This window comes from Bulleidia sp. HCP3S3_C9, assembly GCF_052064035.1.
Taxonomy (GTDB): Bacteria; Bacillota_I; Bacilli_A; order Erysipelotrichales; family Erysipelotrichaceae; genus Bulleidia.
In genome coordinates this window covers 1-416 of record NZ_JBQHWJ010000152.1, presented here as the reverse complement: position 1 = coordinate 416, position 416 = coordinate 1, and the positions used below count along the sequence as shown (strand labels likewise).

Here is a 416-nt window from a genome sequence, read left to right as displayed (position 1 = left end):
TAGATGACTCGCATGAGTTTTCTTACACAGTGACCCTGTGCACACCTGTGTCCTTTTCCCTGGGCTATCTTTAACAGATAGAATTTTCTGAAAACGGGATTGTACTGTATGACAGGTGTAATGATCTGATACAGGGTCTTTCTGAGGTATTTACAGCCTTTCTTTGTAATGGCAGTGTGTTGAGCGGTGAACTGTGATGATTCATAGGTCAACGGTGCTACACCTGCAAATTTAATGATCTGAGAAGGCTTTGAATAGTTGTGTATATCTCCAAGTTCTGCTAGAATCGAAGTACCAGAGAAATGTGAAATCCCTGGAATGGAGAGAATAGGAGAGTTGTTTTGGATGGAGAACTCTTCTATTTTTTTATCTATTTCAGCGATCTGTTCCTTGATGAGTTCAATCCGTGCTACCAG

General features: G+C 40.9%; 1 protein-coding gene. It reads right to left on the bottom strand.

Going from position 1 to position 416, the window contains the following annotated elements:
• Nucleotides 1–416 (bottom strand): transposase (locus ACTND6_RS11210; protein ID WP_441045128.1); only part of this gene is annotated, 416 nt, incomplete at both ends.